The organism is Methanoculleus sp. DTU007 (assembly GCF_001512385.1).
In the GTDB taxonomy this organism is placed as follows: Archaea; Halobacteriota; Methanomicrobia; order Methanomicrobiales; family Methanoculleaceae; genus Methanoculleus; species Methanoculleus thermophilus.
In genome coordinates this window covers 1-610 of record NZ_LFRO01000036.1, presented here as the reverse complement: position 1 = coordinate 610, position 610 = coordinate 1, and the positions used below count along the sequence as shown (strand labels likewise).

Annotated in this window: 1 protein-coding gene (cut by a window edge); it reads right to left on the bottom strand. The window is 59.0% G+C overall.

The annotated features are described in order from the left end of the window. On the bottom strand, positions 1 to 239 hold the start of the coding sequence (gene acs / locus ACI94_RS03965) for an acetate--CoA ligase (protein ID WP_286681114.1). It extends 1,615 nt beyond the left edge of the window; 239 of the gene's 1,854 nt are visible here — the first part of the coding sequence; the start codon lies at positions 237 to 239; its stop codon lies beyond the left edge, outside the window. Positions 240 to 610 lie beyond the last annotated feature (371 nt).

The window sequence follows — 610 nt, the reverse complement described above, 5'->3', positions numbered from 1 at the left end:
GTGGTGATGTTCAGTTTTCCGTTGACGAACCACTTCGCGTAGGGGTAGTTCCACTCCCTCACCCGGTCCCAGGGCTCGAACCAGTCGAGCTCGCGGGCGACCCGGTCCCAGAACCCTTCCGGGTCGCGCAGGAACTCGCTGTAGGCCTGCGTGTAGTCCGGCGTCCAGGCGGCCGCCTTACACCGGGGGTCGGGATAGTAGCACCTCTCTTCCAGTTTCACGGCAAATGTCTCTGCCATTTCTCTTCATCCGTCTTCATTCATCATCCGGGCCGGTTTTTGCAGCCCGTAATCGTGCTACCGATGCTTACCGGTCGCCGGCAGGCGGTGCCGGTCCCCGCGGGGCGTAACCATCGCAGACCTCTGTTCTGCGTGGCCGTCCTGTATTTTACATGATTAATAATGTATAATATGTGATAAACTTTGCGGTCACCGGAACAACAGAAATCTGTCCGGGCGTGGAAGGCAGGGTTTGCATGAAGGACGCGGAGGGGCGGATGCCGGTCTCCGGTCTGCCCCCAATCCGCAGATGTCAAAAAAGGAGGAGCTCTTCACCGTCGCTTAAGCCAGAACCCGGCGGCTATTGCGCCGACGACCAGGATAACCAGCAC